This window comes from Pseudoalteromonas sp. MMG012, from assembly GCF_018100875.1.
GTDB lineage: Bacteria > Pseudomonadota > Gammaproteobacteria > Enterobacterales > Alteromonadaceae > Pseudoalteromonas > Pseudoalteromonas aurantia.
The window spans coordinates 1-6,502 of record NZ_JAGJEF010000130.1 but is presented as its reverse complement, the minus strand read 5'-3'; the positions used below and the strand labels follow the sequence as shown (position 1 = coordinate 6,502).

Sequence of the window (6,502 nt, the reverse complement as noted above, 5' to 3'; positions counted from 1 at the left end):
CGATGTATTGGTTCAGGGTACTGGTGCAGAGTCGGGTGTTACAGTGACTATTGATATTGGCGGGGTTAGTAAAACGACCACGGCAGACTCAAGCGGTAACTGGACGCTGTCAGGCAATGAGTTAGATATTAGCGCATTAAATAATGGTAGTTTGACGGTTACAGCGACACAGTTAGATAGTGCAGGCAATACGTCAAACTCTTCAACACACACAATTACACTTGATAACATCGCACCCACAGGCCAAACCGCAGCGATAGATCAGAGCTTGATAAATGCGAGTAATGAAGCTGCGTTAAGCTTTACATTAAGTGGGTTAGAAAGTTCGGGATCATTTGTGTATCAAATATCTGATGGCGCAAGTACGGTTTCTAGCAGCTCAGCGACAACAATTACAGGATCAACGGCTCAAGTTACAAACGTTAATGTGTCAAACTTGAATGAAGGAACACTGACACTTTCAGCGACTGTGAGCGACGCAGCGGGCAATGCCGCTAGCAGCGTTACTGCGACCACAACAAAACGTTATAATGTAAAACCGGTTTTATCTGGTACAACAATTACCTCAGTAAATGAAGATGCAGCTTATAGCTTTACACCGACGTTAACTGATTCAGATAGCGGTGATACACATACTTATGCTATTACAAATAAGCCCACTTGGGCAGCGTTTGATACCAATACAGGCGCGTTAACGGGCACCCCGACTGATGAACATGTAGGCACAACCAATAACGTCGCTATAAAAGTATCAGATGGTACGGAAGATAGCGACCCACTCACGTTTAATATTGAAGTAGTTAACACCAATGATGCGCCGGTAGGACAAGGTTTCGCGTTTAGCTTAAATGAAGGTGCATTGCTAACGAAAGGGGTTGCTGATGGGGTATTAAGCAATGCGACGGACGATGACACCGATAGTGGCGATACTTTATCGGCCGTGAAGGTAACAGATCCGCAATATGGGTCGCTTACATTTAATAGTGATGGCAGCTTTAGTTATCAGCATAACGGCAGCGAAAACCACAGTGACAGCTTTACCTATAAAGTAAGAGATGCCTCGAATGCGGAATCTACCACTCAGACCGTGACTTTAACTATGACCGCTGTTGAAGATGCACCAGAGGCAGTGGCAGATGCTTCTTCAACCAATGAAGATACTCCAATCACTTTCAGTGTTGTTGCCAATGATACCGATGCGGAAAATAATATGGTTGTGGCGTCAGCTGCAATTGTAGACAGTCCAACTAAAGGTACAGTGACAATTGCAAATGGGGTGGTAACGTATACACCGACTAGTAACGAAAATGGGGCTGACTCATTTACGTATAATGTTAAAGATAGCACCGGGCTTGCGTCTGCTAAAGCTACTGTATCTATGACCATAAACGCGGTTAATGATGCACCTGTTGCCGCAAACTTTAACGAAACAGTGAATGAAGATATTGCAACTAATGCTTTAACTGTAAGATCTAATGCTTCCGATGTCGAAGATACCAACCCCTCAGGTGCGATTAGCATCGTCTCGCAGCCAACAAGAGGCACGGTTAGCTTAGACCAAACTAATGGCACTATGGTGTATACGCCAAATGCCAATGAAAATGGCACTGATACGTATACTTATACTGTTGCCGACTCAGCTGGGTTGGCATCAAATACCGCCACAGTAACGGTTAATATCGGATCAATAAATGATAGGCCGGTCGCTGGTAATGACACAGTGACAACCAATGAGGATACGTCGACTACACTTGCAATATTAAGTAATGACTCAGATGTGGAAGATCAAGCCTTTAACGGCGCTAATATCACCCTTGAGGACCAAGGCCAAGGTGTTGGAAATTATTCACTTGCAACGGTGACAGTGAACACCAATGGCACTCTGAACATCGCCCCCAAAGCAGATCAAAATGGACAATTAACGTTTACGTATACATTGACAGATAGTGATAATCTTGCCTCAGCAGCAGCAACGGTGACAGTGAGTATTAGCGCTGTTAATGATGCGCCAGTGGCAGTAGATAATACCGCGCAATTGTTAGAAGACGGGCAGTTTGAGGTTAACGTATTAGGTAATGATACCGATGTTGATAGTACACTTAACGCAAGTTCTGTTGCCATTGTTACTCAACCCATAAATGGTCAGGTATCAATAGGCTCATCGGGTGCAATTACGTATACCGCGAATGCAAATTTCTTCGGTGAAGATACATTTACCTATACGGTCGATGACCAAGAAGGCCTCACATCTAATGCTGCAACGGTTACTATGACAGTTTCTAGTGTTAATGATGCACCGGTTATATCTGGCTCACCGGCCTTAAATACAAACGAAGATGCGTTATTCACGTTTACACCGACGGCAAGAGATGACGACCAAGACAACTTGAGCTTCTCAATAACGAATCAACCATTATGGGCAACCTTCGATTCGACAACAGGCACACTCAGTGGTACCCCAACAAATAGTGATGTTGGCAGTTACTCGGGTATTGTTATTAGTGTGAGTGACGGTCAACTTAGTGATGCATTACCTGAGTTTACTTTAACTGTAAACAACGTTAATGATGCGCCTGTTATAGCAGGGAGCCCAGCACTCAGTGTTTTACAAGATGAGAGTTACACATTTACGCCTCAGGCGAGTGATGAAGACTCTACATCGTTAACGTTTACAATAACGGGCTTGCCCAATTGGGCAAGTTTTGATGAAACAACAGGGAGTCTAACTGGTACACCTAGCAGAGACAATGTTGGTGTGTACTCAGGCATTCAAATTTCGGTTTCTGATGGGCAGTTAAGTGCCTCTCTTGAGCGTTTTGACTTAGTTGTAGAGGCAGTGAACGCGGCACCTACATCAAGTAACATTCAGGCGACGGTAACGGAAGATGCAAATACCAGTTTTAGCGCTGTCGTGGAAGACATAGATAACGATCAGCTTACAATAAACATCAATACTCAACCGCAAAATGGTACTTTATCCGTTCAGGGTGATGTGTTTACTTATCAACCCTTTACGAACTTCTTTGGGGTCGATAGTTTCACTTATAGTGCCTCTGATGGTGAATTAACGTCGAATATTTCGACGGTGTTTGTGACGGTGAACGCGGTAAATGACGCGCCCATCGCACAAAATGACGTATTTGCATTTAATACAAATTCAAGCAATACGTATTCGTTAAATGTATTAGAAAACGATACAGATATTGAGAACCAAGTATTAACCATTATTGGTGCGAGTGCATCACTTGGTACCGCAACGATTGTTAACAACCAAATTGAATACGTTGGTTCAGACAATACGCAAGGGACCGTGATTGTTAAATATTTAATTGAAGACTCACAGGGAGCGCGCAGCGGTGCAACAGCAACAGTCACGTTTAGCGCAAGTCAATCAACGGCTATTCCAACGATAACTGCACCGGTTGATGTAAGTGTTGATGCCACAGGGCTATTCACTAAAGTGGATTTAGGGACCGCCATAGCCACAGACAACCAGGGTAATTCATTACCAGTATCTTTGGTTGGAGGACAGCCTGTATTTGTGCCGGGTAATCATATTGCTTACTGGCAAACAACCGATCAGCAGGGTCAGCAAGCTGTAGCGACACAAACCGTGTCAGTTCGTCCGCTTATATCGTTACAAAAAGACAGTCAGGTGGCAGAAGAGCAAACACATACCATTGATGTTTATTTGAACGGCCCAGCTGTTCAATACCCATTAACGGTGCCTTATACGGTATCAGGTACAGCTGATGGCAATGACCATGATTTAACCGCGGGTGAGTTTGTCATTGAATCGGGTGTTCAAGGGCAAATATCGTTCACTGTATTTGCAGATAACAACGCCGAAAGCAATGAGACCATTATCGTAAGTTTGAGCGACGCGCTGAATGTTGGTGCTAAATCAACGTCAACGGTGACCATCGTAGAGCAAAACGTTGCGCCATCTATCTCAACAACCGTTATGCAAGCCGGTGAAAAGCGACTTACATTAACATCGAATCAGGATTTAGTAACGGTTACAGCCAGTACATTTGATGCAAACTTATCAGATGTAGTCACGACAACGTGGTCTGGTGATACGGTGTTGGTTAATCAAAGTAATCAAGCTGAACAGTTCGAGTTTTCACCGCAAGGCATTGCATCAGGGGTATATAAGTTATCAGTTATTGCAGCCGATAATGCGGTACCAAGTTTATCCACGCAACAAGATATCTACCTTGAAATAGTGCCAGAATTACAAGCGTTAGGGAGTAACGATACGGATGGTGATCTCATACCAGATGATCAAGAGGGGCATAGTGATTCAGATGGAGATGGTATTCCAGATTTTCAAGATGCCATTAGTGATTGTAATGTAATGCAAGAGCAGGCCGCAGAGTCACAGCAGTTCTTAATAGAAGGCGATCCTGGGGTATGTTTACGCAAAGGCGCAACAGTACCTCAAAACACCACGGGCGGTGTTCAGTTATTGGTAACTGAATTACCTGAAGACCAAGATGCAAATAATATTGGTGGCTTGTTTGGCTTTATTGCTAATGGTCTACCTCAAGCGGGTGATACGTATAGTTTAGTAATACCACAAAGGAATCCAGTGCCAGAAAATGGGGTATATCGTAAACTCCGTAATGATCAGTGGGTAAATTTTGATGAATCAGGCGACAACAACATATTGTCAACACAAGGAGAGCCGGGTTACTGCCCACCACCGGGAAGCAGTGAGTGGCAAAGTGGCTTGGTAGCAGGTGCATGGTGTGTGCAGTTACAAATTGTTGATGGTGGTCCGAATGATGATGATGGCATCGCCAACCGCAGTGTTATTGATCCAGGTGGGATTGCAGTGCCTGTTAGCTCGAATCAGTTACCGGTTGCCAATAGTGATGAGGTGACCATTTCAGCAGGACAAGAGGTCATTATTGATGTACTTGCTAATGACAGTGATGCCGATGGTGACGTATTGTCAATAACAGGTGCAACGGTAGACTTTGGTCAAGTAGCGATTGTGAATGAAAAGCTAGTCTATCAACCACCGGTGAGCTTTCTTGGAAAGGCCACGATTCAATACAGCATAAAAGATGGTAAAGGGGGGACATCTAACAGTACAGCAACGGTTAATTTAACTGTAAATTCAGCCCCTGTTGCACAAGCTGATACAGCTAACGTGGTTGGCTCTGGTAATGTTGTTATTGACGTATTAGCAAATGATTCGGATGCTGATGGTGATGTGTTATCTGTTATATCGGCAAGCGCGGAAACAGGTACTGCGGTTGTTAATATTGATAATACCCTTACTTATACGCCTAAATTAGGCTTTGAAGGCATAGACACCATTACATATCAATTGAAAGACTCGAAAGGTGCTGTGTCTCAAGGGGTCGTAAAAGTCACCGTGACTGCATTAAAAGCAGTTTCTATAGAAAATAAATCATCAGGAAGTTTAGGAGGAATAATTGTGTTAATGATTTCGGCACTTGTGATCCGCAGAAGGAAACTAGGGCTACCGAGTTTCGCTTTCGTATCGGCGACATGTTTAATGAGTGTTCCAGCTATGGCTAATACTTGGTCTGTTCAAGGTACGGCTGGTAAAGCAAGTGCTAATTTTGCCTATGATTCGTCATTAGCTGCTTCGAATATTGATGACAGCAGCAATAGTTGGTCAGCGGGTATTTATTATGAATTACTTCCACAATTCACAATTGGTATTCGGTATATCGATTTAGGGCAAGGTCGGGTAACATTCAATGGTAATGTTATTGCGCCAGATGATGCACAGTCGCAAGTGAATCGAATCGCGCCTATTTTACCAGAAGGTTTTGCGATGCAACTGGGTTACGATGTGTTTAATGTCAACTCATTTGAAGGCAAGCTTTTCTTAGGGGCGTTTGATTGGAAGTATCATTTGGATAGTACCAGAGATGGGCGTTTTCACACCCGATATGAAGATCAACAAACAGATCTTTACTATGGTGTTGGTGTTGCATATCACCTGTCAGACTCTGTTAACTTAGATGCGCAATATACACGTTATCCTTTGTCTGAAAACGACATTAACGAGTTATCGCTCGGTGTGACTTACCACTTCTAAAATAGTAAAATAAAGCCCCTTTTGGGGCTTTATTTTATCCCATTCAGTGTTTTCTCTTTTTGTGTTCATCACTTGTAATTATCGTGTCGATATATCGACGTATACCATTTAGCTTTACTCCATACTAATCAGAACGATAAGCGCAGGGTGTACTGCTCTCATAGGCAGTGGGTCATAAAGCTTGATCGGGGTGCCTAAAAACGTGTGCAGGCATCAGCTATTACCAAGTACTTTATTGAGTGTCTAGCAAAGCCACATCTAGTAAAATCACAGTGTGAGCAGCCAATTGATGTAGTGTGATAATAGCCAATTAGCTAAGCATGCCAAACACAGTATGGCTAGAATGAACTTGGTGTTATTTACATTCTGCACAATATAAAATCAAACTACTTCAATTAGTTAAAAAATAATTAAACT

At 43.1% G+C, this 6,502-nt stretch carries 1 protein-coding gene; it reads left to right on the top strand.

What is annotated here, in order from left to right; genetic code table 11:
• The first annotated feature begins 7 nt into the window (after window positions 1-7).
• Window positions 8-6,085, top strand: coding sequence for an Ig-like domain-containing protein (locus tag J8L97_RS22195; protein WP_247688783.1), 6,078 nt, complete (start codon window positions 8-10; stop codon window positions 6,083-6,085).
• Window positions 6,086-6,502: the final 417 nt, after the last annotated feature.